At 71.0% G+C, this 25,959-nt stretch carries 25 protein-coding genes and 1 riboswitch; of the genes, 12 read left to right on the top strand and 13 right to left on the bottom strand.

The window, feature by feature from the left end:
• Positions 1-76 precede the first annotated feature (76 nt).
• Positions 77-1,474 (bottom strand): polysaccharide deacetylase family protein, encoded by a 1,398-nt coding sequence (locus tag ACYVK5_RS01480; RefSeq protein ID WP_460701515.1) that lies wholly within the window; start codon positions 1,472-1,474, stop codon positions 77-79.
• 163 nt (positions 1,475-1,637) lie between these two features.
• Positions 1,638-3,359, bottom strand: coding sequence for an acyltransferase (locus ACYVK5_RS01475; protein ID WP_460701514.1), 1,722 nt, complete (start codon positions 3,357-3,359; stop codon positions 1,638-1,640).
• 306 nt (positions 3,360-3,665) lie between these two features.
• Between ACYVK5_RS01475 and ACYVK5_RS01470 the strand changes: the two genes are divergently transcribed.
• Positions 3,666-6,242 carry a helix-turn-helix transcriptional regulator gene (locus tag ACYVK5_RS01470; protein ID WP_460701513.1) on the top strand — a complete coding sequence of 859 codons (2,577 nt, stop codon included), beginning with the start codon at positions 3,666-3,668 and terminating at the stop codon, positions 6,240-6,242.
• A gap of 45 nt (positions 6,243-6,287) precedes the next feature.
• Here the strand turns inward: ACYVK5_RS01470 and ACYVK5_RS01465 are convergent, their stop codons facing one another.
• Entirely contained in the window at positions 6,288-7,844 is a 1,557-nt protein-coding gene (locus ACYVK5_RS01465; protein WP_460701512.1) for an RNA polymerase sigma factor, read from the bottom strand.
• Positions 7,845-8,190: 346 nt separating this feature from the next.
• On the opposite strand from ACYVK5_RS01465, the gene ACYVK5_RS01460 reads away from it, so the two are divergent.
• Positions 8,191-8,745 (top strand): hypothetical protein, encoded by a 555-nt coding sequence (locus ACYVK5_RS01460; RefSeq protein ID WP_460701511.1) that lies wholly within the window; start codon positions 8,191-8,193, stop codon positions 8,743-8,745.
• 144 nt (positions 8,746-8,889) lie between these two features.
• Here ACYVK5_RS01460 and ACYVK5_RS01455 read toward each other — a convergent pair whose 3' ends face one another.
• Both ACYVK5_RS01455 and ACYVK5_RS01450 read right to left on the bottom strand, forming a co-directional pair.
• The gene (locus ACYVK5_RS01455) at positions 8,890-9,786 is read right to left on the bottom strand and encodes an HAD family hydrolase (protein ID WP_460701510.1); all 897 of its coding nucleotides are present in this window, start codon (positions 9,784-9,786) and stop codon (positions 8,890-8,892) included.
• Positions 9,783-10,169: a hypothetical protein gene (locus ACYVK5_RS01450; RefSeq protein WP_460701509.1), complete on the bottom strand. Its 387-nt coding sequence runs from the start codon at positions 10,167-10,169 to the stop codon at positions 9,783-9,785. Before ACYVK5_RS01450 ends, ACYVK5_RS01455 begins: the two co-directional genes overlap by 4 nt.
• A gap of 349 nt (positions 10,170-10,518) precedes the next feature.
• Here ACYVK5_RS01450 and ACYVK5_RS01445 point away from each other — a divergent pair, with 349 nt between their 5' ends.
• Both ACYVK5_RS01445 and ACYVK5_RS01440 read left to right on the top strand, forming a co-directional pair.
• Positions 10,519-11,358: a helix-turn-helix domain-containing protein gene (locus tag ACYVK5_RS01445; RefSeq protein WP_460701508.1), complete on the top strand. Its 840-nt coding sequence runs from the start codon at positions 10,519-10,521 to the stop codon at positions 11,356-11,358.
• A 1-nt stretch (position 11,359) separates the two neighbouring features.
• A complete protein-coding gene (locus tag ACYVK5_RS01440) occupies positions 11,360-12,220 on the top strand; it encodes a hypothetical protein (RefSeq protein ID WP_460701507.1) in 861 nt (286 codons plus the stop codon).
• A 57-nt stretch (positions 12,221-12,277) separates the two neighbouring features.
• Here the strand turns inward: ACYVK5_RS01440 and ACYVK5_RS01435 are convergent, their stop codons facing one another.
• Together ACYVK5_RS01435 and ACYVK5_RS01430 are read right to left on the bottom strand one after the other, a co-directional pair.
• A complete protein-coding gene (locus ACYVK5_RS01435; protein WP_460701506.1) occupies positions 12,278-12,481 on the bottom strand; it encodes a hypothetical protein in 204 nt (67 codons plus the stop codon).
• Positions 12,478-12,639, bottom strand: coding sequence for a hypothetical protein (locus ACYVK5_RS01430; protein ID WP_460701505.1), 162 nt, complete (start codon positions 12,637-12,639; stop codon positions 12,478-12,480). Before ACYVK5_RS01430 ends, ACYVK5_RS01435 begins: the two co-directional genes overlap by 4 nt.
• Before the next feature lie 155 nt (positions 12,640-12,794).
• Here ACYVK5_RS01430 and ACYVK5_RS01425 point away from each other — a divergent pair, with 155 nt between their 5' ends.
• The 3 genes from ACYVK5_RS01425 to ACYVK5_RS01415 are packed head-to-tail and all read left to right on the top strand — an operon-like array spanning position 12,795 to position 14,352.
• Positions 12,795-12,995, top strand: coding sequence for a hypothetical protein (locus ACYVK5_RS01425; RefSeq protein WP_460701504.1), 201 nt, complete (start codon positions 12,795-12,797; stop codon positions 12,993-12,995).
• Complete coding sequence (locus tag ACYVK5_RS01420) at positions 12,992-13,516, top strand: DUF6879 family protein (protein WP_460701719.1); 525 nt, start codon at positions 12,992-12,994, stop codon at positions 13,514-13,516. The genes ACYVK5_RS01425 and ACYVK5_RS01420 overlap by 4 nt, the downstream gene beginning before the upstream one ends.
• On the top strand, positions 13,513-14,352 hold the full coding sequence (locus ACYVK5_RS01415) for a helix-turn-helix domain-containing protein (protein WP_460701503.1): 840 nt from the start codon (positions 13,513-13,515) through the stop codon (positions 14,350-14,352). The genes ACYVK5_RS01420 and ACYVK5_RS01415 overlap by 4 nt, the downstream gene beginning before the upstream one ends.
• A gap of 242 nt (positions 14,353-14,594) precedes the next feature.
• On the opposite strand, the gene ACYVK5_RS01410 is transcribed toward ACYVK5_RS01415, so the two are convergent.
• From ACYVK5_RS01410 to ACYVK5_RS01400, 3 genes are all read right to left on the bottom strand, one after another.
• Positions 14,595-15,284 carry a hypothetical protein gene (locus ACYVK5_RS01410; RefSeq protein WP_460701502.1) on the bottom strand — a complete coding sequence of 230 codons (690 nt, stop codon included), beginning with the start codon at positions 15,282-15,284 and terminating at the stop codon, positions 14,595-14,597.
• A gap of 102 nt (positions 15,285-15,386) precedes the next feature.
• Positions 15,387-17,234: a Na+/H+ antiporter NhaA gene (gene nhaA, locus ACYVK5_RS01405; protein WP_460701501.1), complete on the bottom strand. Its 1,848-nt coding sequence runs from the start codon at positions 17,232-17,234 to the stop codon at positions 15,387-15,389.
• 112 nt (positions 17,235-17,346) lie between these two features.
• Positions 17,347-18,207, bottom strand: a complete 861-nt coding sequence (locus tag ACYVK5_RS01400; protein WP_460701500.1) for a carbonic anhydrase — start codon at positions 18,205-18,207, stop codon at positions 17,347-17,349.
• Positions 18,208-18,385: 178 nt separating this feature from the next.
• Between ACYVK5_RS01400 and ACYVK5_RS01395 the strand changes: the two genes are divergently transcribed.
• Positions 18,386-18,673 (top strand): hypothetical protein, encoded by a 288-nt coding sequence (locus ACYVK5_RS01395; RefSeq protein WP_460701499.1) that lies wholly within the window; start codon positions 18,386-18,388, stop codon positions 18,671-18,673.
• 193 nt (positions 18,674-18,866) lie between these two features.
• Positions 18,867-19,331 (top strand): hypothetical protein, encoded by a 465-nt coding sequence (locus ACYVK5_RS01390; RefSeq protein WP_460701498.1) that lies wholly within the window; start codon positions 18,867-18,869, stop codon positions 19,329-19,331.
• Here ACYVK5_RS01390 and ACYVK5_RS01385 read toward each other — a convergent pair.
• Complete coding sequence (locus ACYVK5_RS01385) at positions 19,312-20,109, bottom strand: GH25 family lysozyme (protein WP_460701497.1); 798 nt, start codon at positions 20,107-20,109, stop codon at positions 19,312-19,314. The two genes, ACYVK5_RS01390 and ACYVK5_RS01385, sit on opposite strands and share 20 nt — an antisense overlap.
• A gap of 297 nt (positions 20,110-20,406) precedes the next feature.
• Between ACYVK5_RS01385 and ACYVK5_RS01380 the strand changes: the two genes are divergently transcribed.
• Complete coding sequence (locus ACYVK5_RS01380) at positions 20,407-21,129, top strand: C40 family peptidase (RefSeq protein ID WP_460701496.1); 723 nt, start codon at positions 20,407-20,409, stop codon at positions 21,127-21,129.
• 92 nt (positions 21,130-21,221) lie between these two features.
• Here ACYVK5_RS01380 and ACYVK5_RS01375 read toward each other — a convergent pair whose 3' ends face one another.
• Positions 21,222-22,169, bottom strand: a complete 948-nt coding sequence (locus ACYVK5_RS01375) for a hypothetical protein (RefSeq protein ID WP_460701495.1) — start codon at positions 22,167-22,169, stop codon at positions 21,222-21,224.
• 177 nt (positions 22,170-22,346) lie between these two features.
• Positions 22,347-22,555: riboswitch (cyclic di-AMP (ydaO/yuaA leader) on the top strand.
• Between the two features lie 2 nt (positions 22,556-22,557).
• Between ACYVK5_RS01375 and ACYVK5_RS01370 the strand changes: the two genes are divergently transcribed.
• Both ACYVK5_RS01370 and ACYVK5_RS01365 read left to right on the top strand, forming a co-directional pair.
• On the top strand, positions 22,558-23,280 hold the full coding sequence (locus tag ACYVK5_RS01370; protein ID WP_460701494.1) for a C40 family peptidase: 723 nt from the start codon (positions 22,558-22,560) through the stop codon (positions 23,278-23,280).
• A gap of 211 nt (positions 23,281-23,491) precedes the next feature.
• Complete coding sequence (locus tag ACYVK5_RS01365) at positions 23,492-24,874, top strand: TrkH family potassium uptake protein (protein WP_460701493.1); 1,383 nt, start codon at positions 23,492-23,494, stop codon at positions 24,872-24,874.
• 132 nt (positions 24,875-25,006) lie between these two features.
• Here the strand turns inward: ACYVK5_RS01365 and ACYVK5_RS01360 are convergent, their stop codons facing one another.
• Entirely contained in the window at positions 25,007-25,933 is a 927-nt protein-coding gene (locus ACYVK5_RS01360) for a hypothetical protein (protein ID WP_460701492.1), read from the bottom strand.
• Positions 25,934-25,959: the final 26 nt, after the last annotated feature.

Here is a 25,959-nt window from a genome sequence, read left to right as displayed (position 1 = left end):
GCACCTACGCGCGATCTCCGAGCCGACGACGTCCCGGGCCCGACGGCGCGATCACCGGACCTGGCGATCACCGGGCCTACTCGACGAGCAGGTCCGCCGTGACCAGCACGTAGCCCTCCTCGCGCAGGTCGTCGACGATCTCCGGCACGGCGTCGACGGTGGACGGGTGGATGTCGTGCATCAGGATGTTGCTGCCGGGCTCCACCTGGGCTCGTACACGACGGCGGGTCTCGGCCGCGTCACGGGTCCTCCAGTCCTCGGTGTCGAGGCTCCACAGGACGGTGTCGAGACCGGTGCGTGTCGCGAACGACCGGACGCGGCCGTCGACATCGCCGTAGGGCGGGCGCACGAGGAACGGGGTGGATCCGGTGGCCTCGGCGATCGCGTCCTGGGTGCGCCGGAGCTGGTCGCGCACTGCGGCGTCGTCGAGGGTGGTGAGCTGTGGGTGGTCCCAGGAGTGGTTCGCCACGAGGTGCCCGCCGTCGGCGACGGCGCGGGCGATCTCGGGCCGTTTCGCGACGTTGTCCCCCAGGAGGAAGAACGTGGCGGGCGCTTCCTTCCGTTCGAGGATCCGGAGCAGACGCCGCGTGTCCGCGACGGGTCCGTCGTCGAAGGTCAGTGCGACGCACCTGGCCACGCGGCAGTCGACGCCGTCCGCGCGGGCCGCGGCGCGACGCTTGTCATGGATCTCCGCCAGCCGGTCGGACCACAGGGACCGCGTCGTCTCGAGCACGGTGTTCCGTAGCGGGACGGCCGCGTCAGGGTCGATGGCGTCCGCTCCGGTGTCGAGCATCGCCTCTGCCCGGGTCACGGCGTCGTCCAGCCCCCCGAGCGCGCCCGCACCGACCTGGGGACGGAGGTCGGCCAGGGCGTCCTGCCCCTCGGTCGCGGCGGCCCGCAGCCTGTCGAAGGCCCACTGCCGGCGCGCCTCGGCGACGACGTCGCTCGCCTCGGTCACGTCGGCCGCCGCCGCGTCGAGGTCGTCGGGTGCCGGATCCGATCCCTCCACGACCTCGGCCTCCACCTCCGGCAGCGTCTCCGGGCGGAACGGGTTGGGTCGGGTGATCTCCTCCACGGTGCGTGTCACGACCGGGTAGGTGACCTCGGCGTCGTGCAGCTGCTCGGCGTGGTCGAGCGCGCCGGCGAGCGACTCACGGACGGCCGAGTCATCCACCTGGCCCTCGCTGGCCGCGTACACGGGCCGGCCGTCGTCGATCGCGTCGTCGAGAGCATCGAGGCTGGTCGCGTACGCGTCCTCCGCCTGGGCGCGGGAGTTGTCGGCCTCGTCGGTGACGCGGGCGACATCGGCGTCGTAAGCCTCGACGGTCTCGACCCAGGCGCGATGCTCGAGGATCCCGGCGACGACGGCGACGGCTGCGACGAGGAGGACGATCGACGCGCCGATCCACCACCACGGTGCGCGACGGAATCTCGCCGGCCACGGTTCGGCGGTCGATTCCGGATGGGTAGTCACGGGAGATCCTCCGGCGAACGGGATGCACCGGCGACGTCGGCCCGGCCACTCCGCGGTGCTCGCAGGGCCGTGGCGAGGCGTCGTCTCGCGCGAGCCGCAAGGTCTCGGCCCTCGAACATCCGACGCCTCGGTGCCACGCTATCCCGTGCGCTCGGAGGACCGCCTACGGGAACCCTGCCGCTGGTCGGGTTCCGATCGAGGGTTCGGGCCGGTGAATCCCCCGCGGCCGGTAGCCGAGTTCGTCGGCCAGGCCTGCGAGGTCGGCGAGCAGCCAGATGATGGCGAGCCACATCTCGGTGCCCTGCAGGCTCGGGGCCGTCGCGCCGACGGACGCCGTCGTCGGGTGGGGCGCCTGGAATCCGAAGCCCTGGTCCGGCGTCCAATGGCGCAGCGCATCGGACAGCAGGCGGCGCGCGAGGTCGGCGACCTCGTCGCCGCGATGCCCCGACCCGCGGGTGAGCCACAGCGGGTGGGCGATGTCCAGCACGTTGCAGGCGGTGTGGCGCGACGGCGCGAAGTAGCGGGCGTCGCGCGCATGCGCCAGGACGGTGTCCACGACGCGCTCCGCGTAGGGCACGGGGTGGCCGAACTGGGCGAACGTACCTCGTGTCGCCCGGTAGTAGCCGTTCACCACCTGCAGCAACCCGTCCGGCCCGCCGGCTCGACCCCACATCCCGGTCATCGGGTCGGCGTTGGTCAGCAGCCACCCGAACAGGGCCTCGAGCGCTCCAGGGCTGTTCGTCGCGCCCATGCGTGCGTTCCAGTGCAAGGCGGTTCCGAACTCGTCGACCCAGCTCCCGGACCGCCACGCCCTGGACGCCCAGTCCTGACGCTCGACGCCGGCGATGACGTCAGCCGCGGAAGCCTCGGAGAGGACGGTCAGGGGATGGGCGAACGCACTGCCGAGAAGGTCGAGCGCGTAGCCGACGCACAGGACGTGATAGCCGGTCGACGGACCGAAGATGGTGGCCTCCGGCGGCACGGGCCGGTGGTCCTCGCCCAGCTCGCCCACCAGTCCGGTCACCGGGTCCTGCCACGACCGCAGCAGTTCTGTGAGCTCCGCGGCGTCCGTCCGCGGGGGCGGGCCTCCGAGCAGCAGGTCGGCGACCTCGACGGCATCGCATTGCGCGCGCACCGTCGGCGCGGCTCCCGGCACGTTCACGAACAGCCCGGCGCTGTCGTCCCGGTATCGATCGAGGATCGCGCCCGCCTGAGCGCGTGCCGCGCCCGCGAAGTCTGTCAGCGCACCGGACAGGTCACCGTCCCGTCGCCGCTGCGGCCGGTCCGGCCCGGTCCGCCACTTGATGACTCGAGCCGGATTCCCGCCGACGACGGCGCCGGCCGGCACGTCCTTCGTCACCACGGCCCCTGCGGCGAGCACGGCCTTGTCCCCGACGACGGTGCCGTCCAGCACCACGACGTGCGAGCCGATCCAGACGTCGTCACCGATCGTGATTCCCTTGATGGACATCGCCTGTCGATGGACCTCGACATCGGGGTCGTCCATGGTGTGGTTGAAGCCGAGCAGCGAGGTGTGCGCGCCGATGCGGACCGCGTCGCCGAGCGTGATCTCGCCACGCACCACGGTGTACGGGTTGATCGTGCAGTCGCGCCCGGTACGCAGGCTCCCGGAGAGGTACGCACCGGCTGCCACGTAGCTCCGGTCGCCCAGTTCGAGCGTCTCGTTCGTCACCGACGACAGCTCCGAGACGAAGCAGCGCTCCCCGAACGTGTACCCCCGCTCGGTGGTCAGGACTTCTTGCAGGGTCTGTTGCTGGACCTTGTCGGCGTCCTCGGCCTCTCTCCAGAAGGCCCACGGGGTGTAGTCCAGGTCGGAACGACCGAACCTTCGCTCGGCCGTGTCTGCCGCGACTTGCTCGACCATTGCTCTCCTTCGCGCGAATGTGAGACGAGTCTGGGGCAGAGCCGCACGCCGATTCAACCGCTTCGACGCCGGTGCCGGACCGCAGGGCATGTGGTGTGACACAGATCACTCAACACGTCGGCGGCGGTGGGCCGTCCCCCAAGTGTGATCGGAACTCCTGTCGAGACGGGCGCCAGAGCCGCCCGACCATGCCGTTCGACCAGAGGGGGCTGTGTGGACAATCGATCGCACGCCGAGGACCATCTCCCTGCGTCTCCACCAGGCGCGCTACCCAGACCAGCGATCGAGAGATCGATCGACGACGCATTGCTCGCGAGCACTACCGGCATGGTCCTGCTGCGCGGCCCGCGCGGGACCGGCCGCCGGACGGCCGTCACATCGTGGAGCAGGCGCCGTGTCCGCGAGGGCACGGCGGTGCTCTGGGTGGATGTGCCCGAGACCGACGCCATGGACGGCGAGATGCTCGGAGTGGCCGTCCGCGCCGGACTTCTGTTGATGACCGGCGAAGCACCCGCGGATCCGGCGACCGACCAGGGCCAGACCCTCGAGGGCCTCGCCGCAGCGCTCGACGCCCACGAGACGGTGCTCGTCGTCGACCGGCTGGGCCGGGAGTCCGACGGGGCATTGCGCTACCTCGACCGGGTGGCACGTCTGCTGCGCCGGAGCCGCGTCGTCGCGCTCACCACGATGCCCCTGCACCGACCCGACGGCTCGGGACCCGGCGGGTCCGGGCCGGGCTCCTCCGGAGCCGGCCATATCGAGCTGACCATGCGCGACCTGAGCGTCACCGCGGACGAGGCGCAGGCAACGGCGGCGTCGCTCGGCGTGCCCATCAGCGACACCCAGGCGCGCCTCCTGGTCACGGCTTCGGCGGGCTGGCCGGCCGTGGTCTACCCCGCACTGGCGGAACTCCGCCGTTCGAGCTCCACAGGCACCCCCGTCACGGACGGAGTCGTCTCGGCGATCACCGCCGCGCGCCGCGCCGCGTTCCTGCACGACACCCTGTCCGACGAGGCGATCGGCGTGCTGGTCGAGGCGAGCCTCGCCCCGCAGTTCACCTGGCACTCCCTGGAGGCGACCGGTCTGCTCGCCACGGTCCCGGACGTCTTCGTCGACCGGCTCGTGGACACCGGCGTCGTCCTCGACGACCCTGCCGCACCGGACGACGTGCTGGCCGTGGAGCCGAACATCCGTCGCGCGCTGCTCGACTACGCGCACGGCCGCGACGGCGACGACCTGCGTTCCCGGGCGGCGCAGGTCGCGCGGAGGAGGAGGCAGGCGCGCGACCCGCGCGGGGCGCTCCTGGTCGCACTCGAGTCCGGCGACGTCGGACTGATGCGCGACCTGCTGCGGGACATGTGGACCGAGATCGTGGACGGTCAGGATCCGGCACTGCACGAGGAACTCTGGAGCGCCGCCTCGACGATGCCGGCTCCGCATGTTCCCGCCGAACTGCGTGACCTGCTGTCCGCCACCCGCCGCACCCCCGGGCTGCGCGGTGCCGCGTGCCCGTCGGCCGGCCGGCGGCCCGGGCTCGAGCAGCCGAACGGGCCGGAGAAGCCGCTCGCCGCGTTCACCCGGATCGCGCGGCTCCGCCGAGCCGGCCGCCCCGACGACGCCCTGCGGCTGGCGCGCGGGCTGCTCGGCCCGGCCGACGGAGGTTCCGTCGTCGAACAGGTCCTCGTCGGCCTTCAGGCCGCGGTCACCGCCGCCGAGGCGGGCCTGCTTCACGACGCCCTGCGGTACGCGGAAACGGCTCATGACGGGGCGATCCGCTCCGGCGTGCTGCGGCTGGCCGCCGCGGCGGCGGAGCTGGCGGCGCTCGTCCACGCGCTCGATTCCAGTGTCCGCGCGGCGGCGAACTGGTCCGCCGAGGCGGACGGCCTGCCCGAGCCGCCCGCCTGGTGGCGGCACGCCGTCGGCGATCCGCCTGCTCTCGTCGCCGCGCTCGCGCACCTCGACAGGCTGGACGACGACCTGCCGGAGCACCTGCTGAGCGCGGCGCGGGAGGCCGCCGGGTCGGATCTCTGGTTCGCCGGGCTGCACGTCGAGGCGATGCTGGCCGTCCTGCGGCGGCAGGAGGAGCCCGCGGTGGACCACCTCCGCGACGCGCTCGCCCAGCACGGTCTGACGCCGTCCGAGACGGAGCCGGAAGCGGACCACATCCGCATTCCCCCGCTCCTGGCCCTCGATCTCGGCCGGCTCTATCTGGCGCTGGGACGGGGCACGAACGCCGCCGTGATCGCCGCCGCGATGGCCACGCGGGCTCCGGCGGGTGCCCTGCTCGACGGCCGGATCCGGCTCGCCCAGGGCCGGCCCCGCCAGGCGCTGCTGGCGGTCACCGGAGTCGGTCACCAGGGTTCGACCGACGGCGCACGCCTCGAGGCGCACCTCCTGGCGGCCGAGGCCCTCACCGCTCTCGGCCGGGGGCCCGACCTCGGGGACGACCACGGGGACCTCCACAGGGCCGGCGCGCTGCGCGAGCTGGCCCGCGCGGTCGCCCTGTCGGACCGGGTCGGCGGCGCTCTCCCCTACTGGAGCACCTCGCCGGAGGTCCTGCGGGCGGTGGCGCGCGACGCGTCCGAGCCCGTGCGGGAACGAATCGCCCAGGTGCTGAGCCGGCGAGGTGTGCCGGTCACGCCCGAGTTCGTCGTCGTCCCCGACCGGCAGCTCGTGGTGCTGCACCGGCTGGCCGACGGCCTGACCTCGGCCGAGGTCGCCGAGGCGTCCTTCGTCTCGCACAACACGGTCAAGACGCAGATCCGCGGGATCTACCAGCGGCTCGGAGTGCACAACCGGACGGCGGCACTCCAGCGCGCCCGGGAGCTGGGCCTGCTGGACCCGATCGTCCGCGCCCGGCTCCGGGCGTGCGTCCCGTCGTGATCGCGGTCATGCCGCCCCGGCACGAGGTCGTCCGGGTCGTCGAGTTCAATCGTCGGAACGAGGTTCCTCGTCGTCGGCATCGTCGCCGAGGTTGATGTCGATGCGGATGCCGCCGGGCCCGATCTCGAGATCGATGAGCGGGGGTGTCGGCGTCGGCTCCGGGGTCGGCGTGGGCTCCTCCGGCTCGGGGTCCGGCGTCGGCTCCGGTGCCGGTGGCGATGCCGGTGCCGTCGGCGGCGATGTCGAAGCCGCTGGCGGCGTCGGTGCGGGCATCGGCGCAGGCGTCGATGTGGACGTCGATGTGGATGTGGACGTGGAGGTAGAGGTTGCCGGCGGTGAGGTGGACGTCGGCGTGGGCGTCGATGTCGGCGTCGGCTCGGGCTCGGGCTCCGGCGGGGAAGCCGGCTCCGGGAGCGCGTCCGGGCGGGGCCCGGTGGGCACCTGGTCCACGTCGCCCGCCAGGCCCTCGACGCTGCTGACCGGCACGATGTCCGACGCCGCCACGCTCGACAGCGTGAAGAGACACACCACCATGACGGTGACACCGTGCATCGCCAGGCGCCGTACGTCGCGCGGCCGCCCCCACCACCACCGTCGGACCGTGGCGTGCGCATCGCGCAAACCCACCCTCGGCAGGCCCACCTTCGGCAGGACCGCTCGCGGCAGGCTCACCTTCGGCAGACCGACTCCCCGCGGTCCCGCGCCCGGCCGACCCACGCCTCGCAGTCCCGCACCCTGCGGTCCCACGCCGGGCAGACCGGCTCCCGGCGATCCCGCGCCCGGCGTCGTTCCCTCGGAACGCTCGCGCGAACCGTCTCGGTGCGACGCCGCGAGCGGCAGGCCCAGCGGGAGCAGCACGGCACGCATCCGTCGCTTGAGATCCCGCATCTGCTCGACGGCGGCCGTGCAGTACTCGCATGCCAGAACGTGCGCCTGAATGCGATGGTGCACGGGGACCGCCAGCGACTTCTCGACGTATCGCGCAAGGTGCGGGGCGTAGTCCTCACACCCGGGAGCCACCCGGTCCTGGTGAGCCTGGAGGTACTCGCGCCGGAGCCGCTCGCGGGCCCTGCGGGCGAGCGAGGAGGCCGCGTTCGGCGACACCCCCAGTAGTGGCCCGGCCTCCGCCGGCGGCAGATCGTGGACGTCCACGTACCAGAGCACCCGGCGCCAGCGCGCGGGAAGCGCGGCGAACGCCTGCCGCACCCGGTCGTCGTCGTCCGCCGTGACGAGCCCGTCGGTGTCGTGGTGCGGCCTGTCGACCGCCTCGGTCTCGGCGGGGACCGCGCGTTCCTGCGCGCGCAGGAACGCGATGGCGGTGTTTCGCACGATGGCCAGCAGGTACGAGCGGACGTTGCTCGCCGGGCCGCCCCCGCGACGCACGGCGGACAGGAAGGAGGTGAACGACTCGGCGACGACGTCGTCGACCGCGGATCCCTTCCCGACCACTCGCCGGGCGACACCGACGGCGGTGCGGTAGTAGCGCGCATAGAGTTCCGCGAACGCCTGGCCGTGACCGGCCCGAAGATCGGCGAGCAGCGCCTCGTCGGAAGCCTGCGTCGCAGTGTCGTCCCGCCACTGCGACGGGCTGGAACTGGTCACATCGACCATCTGCGGGCACCCCCTGGCACGTCGGTGGAGCTGTCCTGATTTGCGTAGGACACTACGGCCAGGGGTGGGCGACCGTCCAGGTCAGCAGGGTGATTCGGAGGGTGATCCACGGCCGGTCCTGCCGGACCCCTGGGCGGTGTCCGCGACCCGCACGTCGCGGGCGGTGTACATGACGACACCACGCATGATCTGCTCCTTCTCGTAGTCGACGGCGCCGCGCGACGGGGCGGACGCTCGACCTCCACCGTACGAACCAGCCCGCCCGACCTGAGAGGCCCTGCCAGTGTTCCCCAGCGCGATGAACACGACAGACTCCGAACCACGGTGGGCCCGAGTGGTGAGTGAGATATTCGCGCCCGCGTACACGGTTGCGGCCAGCGTGCTGGCGATCGGCCTGCTGTCGGCCGCTCCGTCGCAGGCATGGTGGCAGGTACCGCTGCTCGTCGCGCTGGCGGCAGGTGTGCCGTACCTCTTCATCTACGGGCTGGCGCGGCTCGGCGTCTGGGAGTCCCGGCATGTCCGCCCGCGCGTCCAGCGCTTGGTGGCGCTCGCAGGGCTGCTCGTCATCGAGGGGACGGCGCTGTTCGTCATGGCCGTCGTCGGGGCTCCTCCGCTGATGCTTCAGCTGATGGCGGCCTACCTGGTCGGAGTGCTGGCGCTGACGCTGGTGACGCCTGTCGTCCGCGCGAGCATCCACGTGGGCGTGTTCTCGGTGACGGCAGGGATCTCCGCTATGTTCTCCTGGCCGGTCGCGGCGGCGCTCGTGGCGCTCGGCGTGCTGGTCGGCGCCGCGCGTCTCGGGGTCAGGGACCACACGCCGATCGAGGTCGCCACGGGCCTGGTGGTGGGTTTCACAGCCGGGTTTGCCGCGGCTCGTCCGTTCGTTGGCTGAGGTGACCTCGGTGGGCTTGAAGACAAGGTGTGCGGCCGGGACCTGGGGGTAGGTCCCGGCCCGCCTCCCGCCAGTGGTCTGGGTAGCGAGCTCGCGGCCTGTGCGGGGCGGGGTGCGCCGGCCGCAAGACCCTCGGGTGCTCGTTCAGGCGCGGTCGGCTGGTGCGGTGACGGGTCGGCCGCTGGCGATGGCCTCAAGAATGGAGGCCGCTCCGTGTTGCTGGAGCGTGCCGGTCGTGGCGTCGGCGGCAGCGCGTACGACGTCCGGCGCTCCGCCCATGGCGATGCCGATCGCGGCCCACTTGAAGGCCGGGATGTCGTTGATCGAGTCGCCGATCGCGAGGGTGCGGCCGGGGTGCACGCCCAGACGTCGCCGCACTCGGTACAAGGCCGTCCCCTTCGAGAACAGGGACGGGCCGATGTCGATCCACGATTCGCCTGCCGGGGTCGCGGTCACGTCGAGGGTACGCAGGTGATCCAGCAGCGCGGGCGCGATGCCGGGTGCGTGCAGAACCAGGCGCGGGGTGATGGGAGGCAGGCGGTCGTGGGCGACGAGGGTCTGACGGCCGTTGAGCAGCCCAGGCTCGAACTCGCGGGTGACGTGATACCCGTAGCCGACCTCTTCGGCGGCGATCGCGGCCTCGGGCATGAACTGGCGCACCAGCGCGACCACCGGCGCCACGTCGAGAGTGGACTTGTCGGTGACCTCGTAGCCGCCCGGCGCGTTGGGCGCGAGGCGGGCGGTGACCGCGCCGGCGGAGGCCACGAGCCAACCCGAGGTCAGGCCGAGGCCGGCCGCGACCGGCAGCACCCCGACCAGGGATCTGCCGCTGGCCAGCACGACGTGATGCCCGGCGGCCACGACGTCCTGCACGGCGTCGGCCGTCACCGGCGGCACATCGATGGTGCCCTCGGGCAGCAAGGTCCCGTCGATGTCCAACGCCACCAGCATCGGACCGTCGGCCGAGCCTGGACCATCGATGTCGGCCAGGCCGCCGATCGCGGTAGCGGTGGAGGTGCAGGTGGTTCTCGTGTTATTCATGAGTGCGTCCTTGCTGCGTGGCGGGGCTGGAGTGAGTGGCGGCCGAGCGGGCCGGACAGGCGAGGCGCGCTCGTCGCCGTTCCGGGTTCGACGACGGGCGTGGCGGGCGCAGGCATGACGCCCAGGCCGTCTCTCGCGCCAGCGGCATCGGGGATGACGACGCAGGTCGCGCCAGCGGGTTCGAGCTGGTGAGCGAGACGGGCATGCGAGGTCGCAAGGGTGGTACCGGCGGGCACGATGACGAGCCGGGCCTCGTGCAGGCGCGCGGCGTCGAGGATCTGGCTGATCGTGAAGCCGTCCCAGCGGTCGGTCACGATCTGCGCGAGTGCGTACCCCTCGGCCCGCGCGAACGCAGTGACGACCTCACGCTGACGGTCGAGCATTGCTGGGGCGGATGCGGACACATAGCCGACCGCGACCGGGCGCGGGGCGGGGTCGGTCAGCGGGACCACAGGATCACGGCCCGCCACACCAGGACGACGCCGATGGCCGTGTACACGACCATCCACACCGTCAGCTCGTTCACGATGTCGTCCATGGCCTTCCCCTCTCACCGAGCAAGCTGTCAACCCGTATTAACTCGACCACTTATTGGGTATGACTTACGACACCATGGTGAACTGAGAGTGTCAACCCCTATGAACACATCGAGTTGCCGGGAGATGACAGCCTCGTCCATCCCGGGTTGACACGGGTAGGCTGGTGAAGTCCCTATTGACTGGTGGAGGGCTGATGCTGGACATCGCGTCCGTTGCTGAGATCAGCGATCCCGAGGAACGGGCCAAGGCCGTCTCGGCGCTGATCGACGAGACCCAGGCGGTGGCGCAGGAACTGGCACGGCTGCGGCGTGAAGCGCTGATCGAACTGCTTGAGGCGGGCAGGACGCAGTCCCAGCTGGCCGAACTGCTGGGCATTTCCCGCTCGCGCGTCTCGATGATGCTGTCAGCCGGTTCCCGGCCCGAGCGTGCGTTCTTCGGCACCGGACAGCTGACGTTCGCGATCGGCGCCAAGCAGGAGATCGGGCGCAGCGACCCGAGCAACATGCTCTCCGCGGAAACCCTCGGCGCGCACGAAGTGCTGGCCGCAGCCGCGAAAGCCAGTGGCCTGGACTCCGAGCGTGAACTGGTCCCGCCGCCGGGCATGGTGGACCTGAACCGCCCGAACCTCGTGGTGCTGACCAGCCCGAGGCTGCTGCCGTTCGTCGGGCAGGTGATGGGCGCCGACCCGCACCTACGGTTCGCCAACGACCAGGACGGCTGGTACCTGATCGACCTGACGACGGGCACCGAGTACCGATCACCTCGCGACAGCGGACAGGCCACCGACTACGCCTACCTCGGCAGGCTGCCCCGGCCCGACGGCAAGGGCACCTTCCTGTACATCGCCGGCATCCACGCCCAGGGCACCCTCGGAGCCGCACAGTTCGTGGCCGACAACCTCAAAGAGCTCTACAAGGAACTCAAGACCAGGCGCTTCTCCACCATCATCGCCAGCACGTTCGAACCCGACGGTGACCGCAAGATCACCTCACACGAACGCATCACGCCCCTGTACCGGCCCGACGGCTCCTGACATGCACGCGCAGATCGCCACCCAGCCCGGATCCCCCGACACCGCCAACGAGGACAGCACCGCCGTCGGCGACAACACGCTCGTACTACTCGATGGCGCTACCGAGAGAACCGACAGCGGCTGCGTTCACGGCGTCGCCTGGTTCGCCCAGCACCTGGCCGAGGCCATCAAGAAGCACGCCGACATCGGCCCCGAAGGCGCGCTGGCCGAAGCGATCGCCCGAACCGCCGACCTCCACCGCGACACCTGCGACCTGACCCATCCCGGCACTCCGTCGGCCGCCGTCGCGATCATCCACATCGACGCTGACGCACTGCACTACCTCGTCCTGGGCGACGTCACCGTCGTCATCGACACCACCACCGGCCTGGAGATCATCAGCGACCAGCGCATCAGCCACACCGCCAGCACCGAACGCGCCGCCGCCGACGCCCTGCCCGACAACCACCCGGCCAAGCCCCAAGCCCTCGTGCGCATGAAGCACGCCGAACTCGCAGCCCGCAACACCCCCGGCGGCTACTGGATCGCCGCCACCGAACCCGATGCGGCACAGCACGCCCTCACCGGCCACATCCCCCTGGCCCAGGTACGACGCGCCGCCGCCCTCACCGACGGCGCCGCACGAGCTGTCGACCCCTTCAAGCTCCACGACTGGCCCGACATCCTGACCCTCCTCGAAGAATCAGGGCCAGCCGAGCTGATCCACCAGGTCAGAGCAACCGAAGCCCTGGACCCCCAAGCGACCCGATGGCCCCGCAACAAGATCTCCGACGACGCCACCGCCGCCTACCTCCCACTGGACCAGCCCAAAGACCGGCCAGGACCCGGTCTACATCGTCACCAGGACCGCGGTCACCCATGACGGCACACCCGTCGAGGTCAACATCATGACCGCCGACGCGTCCGCCTACGTCCTGCGCTACGACTTCGACGCCTGATCGTCCGCCTGGACCGCTGAGGCCGGCACGACCACGACGCCGCTTCCGCCATCGACCGGCACGCCCAGATCCACCGTCGCCCTCTCCGGCCCCGAGCCCACCAGGAGACCCGACCGCCCCGCGAACCGGCCCGTGGTGATGCGCACCCGGACCCGCGTGGCGTCCGCCTCTGCCCCGGTCGTCATGCCTGCCGCTCCCGGAGCTGCTCCACCCACTCGCCGCCTCCGTGCTGCCAGCACAACGCCTCGCCCAGTTCGGCGATCTGGTCGCAGCCACGCATGCAGCACGCAGATTCGCTCACGTGACGGATCGGGAGCGAGGCGTCGCCAGCGGCGGTTGTCATGTCCACGAGCGTCCCATCACCGGGCGTGTGGTGGTGTCCAATTGCGCGCATAGGCGCAAACTGCAATACATCTCTTGGCCGTTCGAGGACAATTGCCACGAGCCTTCCGTCCTGGAAGACTCTGAATGCCAGCAGGACCAACCCATGGAGGACCGATGGAGATCGAGTTCATGTGGAAGGACACCAACTCTGGCGGTGGCGGGTGCCCCGCGCTGTACAAGGCCGACGGTGGCTACGTCGTCCAGGGCGTCAAGCTCGATGACGCGACCCGCGCTCAGTTGCGCCAACTCGCGGACGGCGAGGATGGTGTGTTCGTGCCCGCGAACGTGCTCGACCGTCTGCGAGGTGCCCTCTGAGCGCCCGCCGCATCGACTGGGACGAGTTCGGGAGCCTGCTCGCCGGCATCGAGTCGACCGCGTACCGGCTGGAGCAGCAGCCCGCCTACGCGATGGACTACGAAGCCGACCATCTGGCCGCGTTCCTCGCGGGTGACGAGCAGCCTCCCACGCAGGTGCCCAGCCTGGCGGCTTGGTTCGACCAGATCCGCGACCTGACCGGACGCGGGCGCCGGTTCGAGCGGGTACGGATCCATCAGGACCCGCCCACGGACTACCAGCGGTGGGTCCGTTGGGTGGGCAAGTGGAACGAGGACACCGGGGAGGTCATGCACTACATCACCCCGGAGCAGGCACGCGCTGCCGATCTCCTGCCCGCTGTGGGCCCCGATGACTGGTGGCTGCTGGACGACGTCCGTCTGCTCCGCATGACATATCCGACCCCGGGAGTCGCCACGAACTACCTCGTGACCGATCCCGCCGAGATCGACAAGGCGCGCACGTGGTGGCGTCTCGCGCTGCGCGCCGCAGGACAGGAATGAGCTCACCGCAACACCCGGATCACCTGCTCACGCTGGGCCGCAAGCTGCGCGCCCTGCGTGAGCAGGCCGGTCTGCAAGGCAAGGAACTCGCCGAGCGACTCGGCTGGCAGCAGTCCAAGGTCTCCCGCATCGAACTCGCCCGACAGAACGCCTCACCGGCCGACATCACCGCATGGGTCGCGGCGACCGATGGCACACCAGCGGACCGCAGCTCTCTGCTCGGCCTGCTCGACCAAGCCCGCGAGGACCAACACACCTTCCGGCAAAGGACCCACCGTGGACAGAGCCCGGTACAGGCCGGCTACAACGCGCTCGTCGAGCGATCCACCCTGATCCGCGAGTTCCACACCGCCATCGTTCCCGGCATGCTCCAGACCCCGGACTACGCCCGAGCCGTGCTGACCTCGGTCTCTCGCCTCAACGACGTCCCGGTACCCGATATCGACGACGCCGTCGCCACCCGCATGGCCCGCCAGAAATTCCTGTACGAACCCGGCCGCCGGTTCGAGTTCGTCATCGCCGAACCCGTGCTGCGCTGGGGATTGGTCGAACCCGGCGTCATGCGTGCCCAGATCGACCGCCTCCAGTCCGCCATCGGCCTACCCACCACCCGCCTGAGCATCCTGCCGCTCGGAACCCGCATCGAATACATGCCCCTGCACATGTTCGAGATGTTCGACGACCTCGTCTGCGTCGAGACCACCTCCCGCGAACACCGCCACACCGGCCCCGAAGCCCAGACCTACATCACCGTCTTCGAGTCCATGCAAGCCGCCGCCCTCACCGGCAACGACGCCCGCCACCTCCTACTACGCATCGCCGACGAACTCGCGTGACGGCATCTCGACATGCCCGACATCGAACTCCAGTCCCTGAACTGACCCACTCTCCCCACTCATGATGTCCAGGTACGTGGACACCGTCGCGATGTCCACGTACGTGGACGTTCACCAGCGCATGCCGTGGCAGGTCGTCCGGGCCAGGAGCGGCCCGGCGAGCCACGGGGTTCGCCGGGCCGCTCACGGTCGCCGGTCGCTCCTGCCCATCGGGCCGAAGCGCCGTCGGAGTTCCCGCGCCGTCAGAACCGCCCGCGCCGTCGGAGTTCGTGCCGCACGACACGGACGTGCGCGTTGTGGACGTGCCGCTCCAGCTGCGCCACGGCCTGCGCATACCGGGCCTCGACCTGTTCGTCGGTGAAGCCGAGGCCGCACGGGTACGGCTCCTCGTGGCCGCACTTCTGACAGGTCGGGTTCGGGTAGGGCGTCTTCCGGGTCCCGTTGACCTCGTGTTTCGCGAATCCGGGGGACGGCTCCCCCGAGCCCGTCACGCCGACGAAGCCCTCCCGTACGAGGTTGAACGACTGGGCGATCACGATGCCGAGCACGACCACGAGCACTCCGGCGATGGCCGCCGCCGTCCAGTCGTCGTTGCCGGCGTCGACCTCGTTCGCCCCGACCGTGACCAGCACGATCCCCGCCGGGATCAGGAGCAGGCCCGCCAGGGCGAACCATCCGTAGTTCCGCCGCCGGCGCTCCGAGTCCGCGGCGGAGTGCACGCGGTAGACCAGCGACTTCTTGCAGACCGCGCAGGTGACCTCGACCCGCCTCGGGGCCTCGCCGTCGGCGGGCCGGGGGACCGACCACCCCACGCCGTTCCGGTACTCCCACGAGGCCGTGTGCCCGAGCGCGTTGTTGTACCCGGGCCTGCCCCAGAAGTTCATGCGGTGCAGGACCGCGTACTCGTCGTCCGGCCGGAAAGTGACAGTCATACGTTTCCCCTCGTCGCGGTCATCTGCCTGCCTGACCCGGCGATTATTCCGATACCGACACTCAAGCGATACCCCTGGAACCGGGATGTCCGCGAGCGACGGTCAGGACCGCCGTCGTGCCGCCGCCTGCGGGAGGGATTCCTCCAGGCCCGCGATGAGCGTCCGGGCGTCGTGCGACCCCTGGTTGCGGATGCCGTTGAGGAAGAACGTCGGCGTCCCCTGGGCGCCGCTCGCCCGGGCGCTCTCGGCGTGGGCCCGCACCCGGTCGGCCAGCGTCTCGTCGGCCAGGTCCGCGTCGAACCGCTCGAGGTCCAGGCCGAGGTCGACGGCGTAGCCGCGCAGGTGCTCGGGTTCGAGCCGGGCCTGGTTGGCGAAGAGGACGTCGTGCATCTCCCAGAACGCCCCCTGCCGGTGCGCGGCCTCCGCCGCGAGCGCCGCGCCGAACGCCTGGGGGTGGACGTCCTCGAGGGGGAGGTGGCGGACGACGTACCGGATCTGGTCGCCGAAGTGGTCGGCGAGGTCTTTCCCCATCCCGGTGGCGCGTGCGCAGAAGGGGCACTGGAAGTCGAGGTATTCCACGACGGTGTAGGGCGCTCCGGCGGCTCCGCGCAGGTGGTCGCGTTCGACGTCGACGTCGGGCGTGAGGGTGACGGGCAGGTCGGCACTGTGCTCGCCGAAGCGCACGCGGGCGATGCGGAAGGCGAGCGCGCCGACGAGCGTGGCGAGGACCATGGCGACGAGTACGCCGATGGCGGCGGCCTGGGCGTCGGCTTCGTCGTCGAAGGCGAGGTCGGCGATGAGGAGGGAGACGGTGAAGCCGATGCCGGAGAGGGCCGCGCCTCCGACGACGCTGCCGGGGCCGACGCCGTCGGGCAGCTTCCCGAGGCCGGCGCGGACGGCGGCCCAGGCCCCGAGGCTGATGCCGGCGAGTTTGCCGATGACGAGTCCGGCGACGACTCCCCAGAGGACGGCGGAGCCGAAGGCTTCGCCGAGTGCGCCGCCGCGCAGGTCGATCCCGGCGTTGGCGAAGGCGAAGACGGGGACGACGACGAGGGACACGGGGGCGCGCAGTTGCTCGTGGAGGCGGTGGTTGACGGAGATGGATCGGGCGAGTCCGAGGCCGACGTCGCGGGCGACGCCGGCGTTGGGCGATTGCCAGTAGGTCCGGAACAGGTGCTTGGCGCGGATGACGTCCTCGCGCACGGGGGTGGCGGCGGGGACGAGGAGGCCGGCGAGCATGCCGGCGAGGGAGGGGTGGACTCCGGCCTGAACGGTCGCGCCCCAGAGGACGACGACGACCAGGACGTAGGGGGTGCTGCGCCATTCGCGGGCCCGGCCGAGGAGCCACAGGGCGAGGAGGCAGGCGGCGGCGAGTGCGAGGGGGGCGAGCCGGACGTCGTCGGAGTAGACGATGCCGATGACGGTGACGGCGATGAAGTCGTCGACGACGGAGAGGGTGAGCAGGAAGATGCGCAGCTGGTTGGACATCGCGGGGCCGACGAGCGCGAGGACGCCGAGGAGGAAGGCGGTGTCGGTGCCGATGACGACGCCCCAGCCCGCGGGGGCGTCGCGGCCGGCGATCGCGAGGTAGATGCCCGCGGGTGCGAGGACCCCGAGGGCTCCGGCGACGAGCGGGACGAGGCGGCGGTTGCGCTGGCGCAGGGCCCCGACGGCGAGTTCCTGGCGTACCTCGAGTCCGACGACGAAGAAGAACAGGACCATGAGGCCGTCGTTGACCCAGTGGTGCAGGTCCATGTCGAAGCGCAGGTCACCGGCGTCGACGTGGACCGGGAGCTCCCAGAGGTGCTGGTAGGCGTCGGAGAAGGGCGAGTTGGCCCAGGCCAGCGCCACGACGACGACGCCGACGCCGACGAGCAGTAGCGCGCTGCCCACCTCGGTGCGGAGCCAGTCGAGGGTGCGACGGGTCCACCGCGGCTTGCGCTCGTCCATACGGCGAGAGTATGCGGGGCGGGACCACGGCGCCGCGCCGTGGTCCCGCCCGTCAGACGCGTGGGTCCGAGGTCGGAGGTCGCGCGGGTGGGCGCTGCCTCATACTCGCCGTTCACTCGCCGTCGGTCGTCACGTCGGTGCCCTCGATCTCGCGGTCCCCGAGGGGCTGGGTGGGACGCGCGTTGTGGTCCTCGGCGTCGGTCAGGACCTCGAGCTGCTCGGGCGAGAGCGTGATCCGCTCCTCGAGCACGAGCCAGTGCACGCCCTCCGTGCACGGCGGGGTGGTCAGGCTGCCTCCGTAGGAGTAGGCGGAGGAGTCGTCGAGGAGGATCGTCGACAGGTCGAGTGCCGTCTCGGTCCCCTCGTCGTCGGTGTCGGCCTCCTCGTCCGTGTCGGTCTCGTCACCGGCGTTGACCGCGTCGATGAACGGCTGCATGGCGGGGGTCGCCTCGCCCTCTTCCGCCATCAGGCCGAGGACGAGCACGCCGCCGTCCTCGCTCTGGTGCACGAAGTGGAACTCGACGTCGGCCGGGTCGCCCTCGACGGTGTGCTCGGACGGAACGTGGTAGTGCATCTGGACCAGGTGGTACTCCTCGTCGTCGTAGGTGAGGCTCGTGCCGTCGCCCTCACCGACGGTGAGCTGGAACGTGTGTCCCGTGTCGGCGACCACGCCCTCGGTGTCCTCGATCTCGAGGTGAATCTCGTCGTCGGAGTCCGGTGCTTCGGCCGGCAGGTCGACCGGGGACTGGCGGGAGCCGTCGGCGCACAGCGCGAAGGCGTCGTCGAGCTCGCCCCAGTGGGCGGGGTCGTGGTCGCCGTCGCCGTAGGCCCAGTGCACGTCCTCCTGGCCGTGCGCCGGCTGCTCGGTGTCCTCCGCCGGCGGCGAGGTGACCGGGTTGGTGCTGCAGCTCGTCAGGCCGGCGACGGTGAAGAGCAGAACGACGGGGACGACGGTGCGCGTGCGCAGGGACATGGGTATCCGTTCTCGAAGGTGACAGGAGGCCGGGCCGACACCCGGCCGCCTGGTGTACATCGTGGCAAAAGTGCCACATGCGCAGTATTACCAGACTTCGGGCGGCAGAACCGCATCCTGATTTTCACCCGGTTCTCGAAGTGGTGTGACATCCGGGCGTGTCGTGCGTCTGAGGTGCATGACAACCAACCTGATGGACATCGCTTCCTGGGCCGCCCACCGTCGCGCCGTCGTGCACACGGTCAGGCGCCGCGTGCCGTTCGTCGACCCCGAGGTCGCCGCGAGCCGCGGGCTCGCGACGCTGTGCGCACGCATCGTGGCCGACGGCGCCGTGGACCGGCCCGCCGACGTCTGGTGCGAGGCCGCCGTGGACGCCGCACTGGCCATGCTGCGCGAGACGATCATCGCCGCCGCGCGAGAGGTACGCCCGGCCACGGCAGACGACATGCCCGGCGCCGACGCATGAGGATCGCGCGGGAGGTGGCGGCGCGCGAGCTGGCGGCGCGGCAACGCGCCTACCTGCGCGAACTCTCGATTGCGTCCAACGCACGATCGCGGCGCCGCGCGATGCGGGCGGCGCGTCAACAGGCGGGCGGCCGCGCTCCTTGATAAACCCCTGTCGACGGGCATTATGGAATGCACGAGAACAGGAACGAACCATGACGACCGCCCCAGAGTTGTCCCTGTCCGGCACCGACGTTCCCGCCGGACTCCGCTACGAGGTGCCGCTTGATCCACGTCCGATCGTCATCGAGAAGGCGCCCCAGCTGCAGCCGGTGCTCGCACGGGCGAGCGCGGGTGGATTCTTCGAGAAGGCCCGCGAGGGCCGCCGAGTCGGCGAGGCGCGCAACAGGCTGCACCGCGCCGCGATCGCCTACGCCATGTCCGCACGCCCCGTCGAGCGTGACGACCTCGCGTCCATGCTGACCGGGGCCGCCCAGCAGTGGTCCCACACGCTGTCAGACACCGGTCACCACGTGCCGCAGCCCGCACCGGACCCCCGCCTGACCACCTCGCTCGCGCTGCTGGAACGCGTCGCGACCGTGACGGAGCACGTCGTCCGGACCCGCCGGACCACGCTGCTCAAGCCACTCCTCGCAGACATCAGGGACGTGCTCCCGTAGCGAGTTGCGCCAGGGTGCCGTCCACGACGTTCATGTCGACGTACGGCTCCGCCCCGGAGTCGGTGCCGACGCCCTCCAGCCGGTCGCGGTGCGAGTACTGCCAGATCGTCCAGTCCCGCCCGTCCGAGAGGCGGGGCGGCAGCACGACGCCGCGGATCCACACCGGGTTGTCGGGGTAGCGTCCGGCGAGGTAGGCGTCGTACGCCTCGGTCGTGGTGTAGATGGTCGCGGGGTGCCCGTAGTGCTCTTCGATCTCGGCGAGCAGCGGGTCGAGGATCGCGCGGACGTCGTCGGCCGGCGGCAGGTCGCCCATGTACTCGCCGTACGGTTCCAGGTCGACGACGGGCGCCAGCGCGTCCGGCTCCGGGGGAACCGTGTCCACGAGGTTCGCCGCCTGGTCCTCCCCCGGGCTCTCGAAGCTCATGAAGTGGTAGGCACCGGCCGGCAGGCCGGCGTCCCGCGCGCCGACCCAGTTCTCGGCGAAGCGAGCGTCGACGTGGCCCGACCCCTCCGTGGCCTTGATGTAGGCGAAGTCGACATCCTGCCCGGCGACCCGCTCCCAGTCGATCGTTCCGTTGTGGTGCGAGACGTCGATACCACGCACGTCGTACCCGGCGGCGAACAGGCGGTTGGGCCAGAGCACGCCCCGGAACACGAGGATCGCGAGGACCGCGAGGACGACGCCCGAGGCCAGGGCTGCGATCAGGGCACGGCCGGCCCATGTCCGCCGCCGTCGGACATGGGCGCTGGAAGATGACGTTTCTGACTCCTCGTGCATACCGGAAACCTATCTTCGCGACACGCCGGAAAGTGACACGGGTGCGACGTCCAACGCCTTGTGTCGCGGTGAGACTCGCCTGGAATGTCCGGACCGACCTGCGTGTCGATCACGGTCGAAAAGTTACAGGGCCGACCTTGTCAAGTTATTCCGCGTCACCACATGCCTGGTCGAGACAAGCACGATTTCTTCACCTAGCGTCAAGTCCGTTGCGTCATAGGACGACGCAGCCACGGGTAGCCGTAGTGAGCTGTACGCGGCGCCCGGAGACCCTAGGTGCGATTCGGAGAACCACTGGTGAGTACCAACGTCAGGTGCGGTCGACACCGCGCCGACCACACTCCCAATACCCCGCTTACTGCACTGTCGAAGACCGCGGCGGACGCCGCCCGCAAGGGCGCGCTCGTCGCAGCGACATCGGGGATCATCGCGACGACGCTGTCGAGCACGGCGGCCGCGACTCCTGAGGGCAACGCCCGCTACGAGCGCGTCACGGGACTCGACCTCGAGGCCCTGAACGCCGCGCGTACCCACATCGACACGGCGCCGGCAGTGAGGGTGGCGCCCGATGCACGTCTCGACGTCACGACCCCCGTGGTCAAGGTGAAGCCGGCACCGGAGCCGGAGCCGGAGCCCGAGCCGGAGCCGGCCGGGACGGAGGCGGCTGTCCCAGCGGGGGACGGATCGATCGGCGCGCGTGCCGTGTCGATCGCCATGCAGTTCGTCGGCACGCCGTACGTCTACGGGGGCGAGTCCCCGGGCGGCTTCGACTGCTCCGGGCTCGTCAAGTACGCCTTCGCGCAGGTCGGCGTCTCGCTCCCGCACTCGTCGTCGGCCCTGCGCGGCTCGGGCACGGTCGTGTCCGCGGCTGCGGCACGGCCGGGCGACCTCGTCTGGACACCCGGCCACATCGCCATCTACGCCGGCAACGGCATGGTGGTCGAGGCCATCAGCTACGGCACCCCGCTGAGCTACCGCGCCATGTGGCAGGCCAACCCGACCTTCGTCCGGGTGGTCTGACGCGACGAAGCGCGTAGGCCGGAGAGGAAACGCGCAGCGCAGAGACGGTGCGCCGAGTGGGAGCCGAGGTGACGGGCCGTATGGCCGGCCCGTCACCTCGGCGCGAAGGCACGAAGCTCGTCGAAGTCCTCCTCGTCGTCGTCCGCCCCCCGGGTCAGCCGTAGCCCGGCGACCGCGACACCGAGCAGCAGGCCCACCACCCAGCCACCGAGATCGTGCCCGTCGGCGGAGAACGTCGTCCGGTGCAGGGGATCCCAGGCGGCGTCCAGAACCACGGGGATCGACAGCGGCGCCGCCCCGGGTACGAAGTACCCGCTCACGGCGTCGAGCACGGGTCCGGCGGCCTGGAGCACCCACACGAGCCCGGCCGCGGGCAGCCAGCCGAGCATCTGCAACGGGTTGCGGTCCACACCGAGCCCGAGCGCGATGCCGAGCGCCACCGCGAAGATCCACCAGGTCCCCTGCGGGACGGCCGAGTGCCCGGGCAGCAGCCCCCACAACCATCCGTCGGCGAGCACGACCGGCAGAGCGAACGCCGCCGCGCGCACCGGAGCCGGGGCCAGCGCGGCCAGCAGACCGAGCACCAGGCCCAGGACCGTCCCGCACACGGCGATGGCCAGCAGGGCGTCGGCCTTGGCCTCGTCGGCCCCGTCGGCCGCATTGACCTGCCACCAGGCGCCCCCGCCCGCGGCGGCGAGCGCCAGCAACGTCCCGCACACAGCGGCCACGGCCCCGCCTCCGCGGTGCCGCGCGAGCCGCGCGCTCGCCCCGGCCAGCACCCCTCCGATGACGCTCATCGTGACCAGGGAGGCGACGGCATCCTCGGCCGCGAGCGGTATCGGCGTGAACGCGTCGATCTCTTCGAGCGAGGCCGACTGGATGCCGAGGGCCTGGGACACCTCGTGCAGGATCCATGGCAGGAAGCCGACGGCCCACCAGAGGACGGCGCTGATCGGCAGGATCCACCATCCGGAGACCCGTGCGGGGAGGTCGTTCGACGTGAGCGTTGCGGTCACCGTGTCGGTCGCGCCGTTGGACATGGCGCGCACCGTAGCGGAACCGGCGTGACAGGTGTCGCCGAACCGGGTGAAATTTCCGGCAAAAATGGCCATCCTGCGCCGATTCCCACTCTGCGTGACACGTTCGTGACTTTTCCGCCGAAGGTGTGTACCTTGAGTCACGCTTCGCCTGAACGGGTGAAGTCACGAGGCGGACGCCGAGCCCTGCCACCGCATCGTGACCCAGGATGACCATGGCAGGGACGGGGGAACCATCTCCGGACGGTGGACCGGCGGAACTCGCAGGAGTTCCGAAGGGCCGACGTCCTAGGGGTGAAGCCGAGCAGGACCCCCACATCTGCTCGGCCGGGTGAGCATCTCCCACCCGAACCCGACAGCTCACTTCGTAGGCGGGTACAGGAGAACAACGGTGACCAACGCCACCCAGCGCGGACGCCATCGCGCGGACCGCAAGGCCACAACCCCCCTCACGATCATTGCCCGCACCGCCTCCGAGAACGCGAGCACGGCCGCTCGCCGCGGTGCCCTGGCCGTCGCCGCCGGCGGTGTCCTGGTCTCGACCTTCGCCACGACCTCCCACGCCGCCCCGGCATCCAGCGACGTCAAGACCTCCGCGAAGATGGACGGCCTGAACCTGGACGCGCTCAAGGAGACCGCCGGCCAGGCGGTCGGTCAGGCCGGGATGGTCTCGGTCGGACACAACGTCAAGCTCGACGTGGAGGGTGCCACCGTCACCGCCGACGGCAGCACCAAGGTCGAGGGACTCGTCGAGGTGACCCCGGCGCCCGAGCCCCCGCCCACGCCGCTCAACATCCAGATCACGAACACGGCCTACAACTACCTCTCGGGTGCGTACGTCTGGGGCGGTTCCACCCCCGGCGCCTTCGACTGCTCGGGCTTCATCCAGTACGTGTACGGCCTGTACGGCATCCCGCTGCCGCACTCCTCCTCGGCGATGCTCAACTCCGGCTACCAGGTCTACGACCCGCAGCCCGGCGACATCGTCTGGAGCCCCGGGCACGTGGCCCTGTACGCGGGCAACGGGATGGTCATGGAGTGGTACCAGACCGGGCTTCCCGGCCGCTACACCGAGATGTGGCAGAACAACCCCGTCTTCATCCGCGTCATCTGACACCTGTGGCCTGACGCGGTCGCGTCCGGCACGCATACTGCATCGCGAGCGCCGCGGCGCCGTCGGCTCCTCTGCCTGACGGTCCGCGGCGCTCGTCGTCGTCCCGTGTTCACCGGCGTCCCGCATCGGCATCGCCCGGCATCCGGTGGACGACGGCGGCACGCCGGGTCGGTCGTCCACCTGCCGTCGGCCGCGACTAGAGTCGTGACTCGTGCGATACAGCGAGTCCCGCCCCTCGCGGGAAGTGAGCAGCGCCGCGGCGCTCCGTCGTCGTCCCGGGCAGATGGTCACGCTCGGCTTCCTGGCCACCATCGCCGTCGGGACGCTGCTGCTCTCGCTGCCGATCGCCGCCGAGGGTGAGCGCGCGACGTTCGTCGAGGCACTGTTCACGGCGACGTCGGCGACGTGCGTGACGGGGCTGATCGTCACCGATACGCCGGTGTTCTGGTCCGGCTTCGGCGAGGCCGTGATCGCCGTGCTCATCCAGATCGGCGGGCTCGGCGTGATGACCCTGGCCTCCCTGCTCGGCATCCTGCTGACGCGCAGACTGGACCTGAGTTCGCGTCTCGTGGCGGCCGCGTCGACCCGGAGCGTCGGCCTCGGCGACGTGCGGGGTGTGCTCACGCGGGTCATCAAGATCGCGCTCGTCGTGGAGGGTGTGTGCGCTGCCGTCCTCGTCATGCGATTCCTCGTCACCTACGACATGCCGCTCGGAACGGCCGTGTGGCAGGGCGTCTTCCACGCGGTCTCCGCCTACAACAACGCCGGGTTCTCTCTGTTCAGCGACTCGCTCATCGGCTTCGTCGGTGATCCGTGGGTCAACCTCCCGATCAGCTTCGCCGTGGTCCTGGGTGGCATCGGCCTTCCCGTGATCGTCGAGGTGATGCGCGCGCTGCGAGCCCGCCGCCGGCCCCGCCGCTGGAGCACGCACTCCCGGATCACCCTGTGGATGACGGGCGTCCTGCTCGTCGGCGCGACGCTGTTCTTCCTGGTCACGGAGTGGGACAACCCGGGGACGATGGGCCCGCTCAACGCCGGGGAGAAGATCCTGTCGGCGTTCACGCAGGCCGTGATGCCGCGCACCGCCGGGTTCAACTCCCTGGACACCTCGCAGATGCACCACGAGACCTGGCTCGGCACGATCATCCTGATGTTCATCGGCGCAGGGTCTGCGGGCACGGCGGGTGGCATCAAGGTCACCACCTTCGCGGTGCTCGGCATCGTCATCTGGTCCGAGCTACGGGGCGAGCCCGACGTCAACGTCTTCGACCGGCGGATCGCGCTCGGCACGCAGCGCCAAGCCCTCACGGTGGCGCTGCTCGGGGTCGCGATCATCGTCGTGCCGACCCTGTGGATCACCGCGACGACGCCGAACATCAGCGTGGCCGAGATCCTGTTCGAGGTCACCTCGGCGTTCACCACGACAGGTCTGTCCACCGGGATCACCGCCGATCTCGCCTGGTTCAACCAGCTCGCGCTGGTCCCGTTGATGTTCATCGGCCGCCTCGGGCCGATCACGCTGGGTACCGCACTCGCGCTGCGCAGTCGGCAACGGCTCTACCGCAGGCCCGAGAGCGCCCCGATCATCGGCTGACGCCAGGCCCCGTCCGGCCTCCGCCACCCGTCAGGTGGCTCCGTCCCGCGCCGCCGAGCAGTCGCTTGTGCCTGCATCGGTGCGATGGAAACGAACCAACCGACTGTTCGGCGAGGACGCCTACCGCGGACGTCACGGCCAGTCGCAGTAGTCCGCGATGTACTCGAAGAGGTCGCGCTTCGCGGCGTCGGGCATCGGGACGTAGACGACGGGCTGCGCCGCGCCGGCCACCGTCGCGTGCACGGGGAGGAATGTGCCGCGCTTGTCCTCGGACACGGCGTGGTGGTCGCAGCGCGTGGGCACGAGGGCCAGCTCGAGGACGCCGTCGTCCTGACCCGCCAGGGCTCGGCCCGTCCACGCCTCGCCGTCGGCCGGGTCGATGAGGGTCGAGCCGTCGATCCGGGTGATCCGGACGTCAGGACCGCCGTCGACCGGTCGGACGGTCAGGGTGAGGACCGCGACGGTCTCGCCGGCGCGGCGCTCGGTGCGCACGCCGGCGCCCTGGGTGAGCGTGACGCCGGAGGCGACCGCGGCGGCGGCGCAGTCCTGCGCCAGGTTGCGGGCCAGGTGGCCGCCGTCGTCGGAGATCGGCACCTCGACGGTGGTCGGCTCGCCGTGGTCGCCGCGACTGCCGAGCGCGACGGTCACCGCGGCACGCAGTCCGGAGCCGACGACGGCGTCCTCGGCCGGGTCGTGCGGGCACGTGGGCTCGCCGAGCTGGACGTAGATGCCCCGCCGCCCACCGACGGCCAGGGTCTCGGGACGGAACGGTCGCGCGTCGGTCTCGGTCGACGGGCCGAAGCTGTCGCTCTCCAGCACGCCGCCGAGCAGGACGAGGTCGGTGTCGGACGTGTTGGCCACCTCGATCTCGACCACGCGATCCGCGTAGTCGAGGCGCGCCTGCCGCAGCGTGACGGTGAGGTCCGCGGCGACGTCGTCGGGCACGGAGCCTGGCCGGTCGGTGTTCCCGCCGCCGGCGGCTGTGCAGCCGGTCAGGAGAACGACCGTGGCGAGCGCGGACACGGTGAGGGCCCGGACCCTCGGTACGCACTGTGACATGCGCACCAACCTAGGCCCGGGCCCTC

Source organism: Myceligenerans halotolerans (genome assembly GCF_054782975.1).
The sequence above is the reverse complement of the archived record's forward strand: the minus strand, read 5'-3'. Positions and strand labels throughout refer to the sequence as shown.